The organism is Delftia sp. ZNC0008, assembly GCF_000799035.1.
GTDB lineage: Bacteria > Pseudomonadota > Gammaproteobacteria > Burkholderiales > Burkholderiaceae_C > Comamonas > Comamonas tsuruhatensis.
On sequence record NZ_JTKZ01000830.1, the window covers coordinates 1 to 634 of the forward strand.

General features: G+C 70.0%; 1 protein-coding gene. It reads right to left on the reverse strand.

Annotated features, from left to right (window positions below; all coding sequences use genetic code 11):
• Window positions 1-634: RHS repeat domain-containing protein (locus L995_RS26665; protein ID WP_047474346.1), on the reverse strand; the 634-nt coding region annotated here is incomplete at both ends.

A 634-nucleotide genomic window follows, 5' to 3' on the forward strand; every position in this document is an offset into this window, starting at 1 on the left:
GCATCGAGCAGCCAGCCGCTGGTGGTGATTTCTTCGGCCTGCAGGGCGTTGGCGGACAGGGCGCTGTAGCGCATCTGGCGCTGAAGGCGCCGCACGCCGTCGTCTTCGGTGCGGGTCGTGATGCGCCCGGCCTGGTCATGCTCCAGCGCCACGGTCGTGCCATCGGGCTGCAGCACGCGCGTGACGTGGCTGCCGCTGCGATCCCAGCGCAGCCGCGTGAGATCGTTCTGCGCCGGGCTTCCGTCGTCATAGCCTGCCAGCGAGGTGGGCAGCGGCCCATCGATGTCCACCAGCACGCTGCGGCCGTTGATCTCGGTGTAGCGGTAGCGCGTGCTGCGTTCGATGGGCGTGGCGCCGTCCGCATTGCCTGCGGGCTGGCCCTGGGCGTTCAGCGGACTGAAGCCCGTCTCCGTGATCTGCAGCGGCTGGCGGCTGCTGTTGTAGCGGATGCGGATCTGGTGTTCGCGCCCGGGCACGACGCTGGGCCGGGCGATGAGTTCGGGGCCGTATTGCTTCCAGGGGTCCTTGCCGTAGCCGTAGCGCACCTGCAACTGCGGGGCCTGGGCCCGGGCTTGGCCTTGTGTGTAGGCGATGCGGTACACGGCCAGCGGGCGGCCGAAGGGGTCCAGCTCGG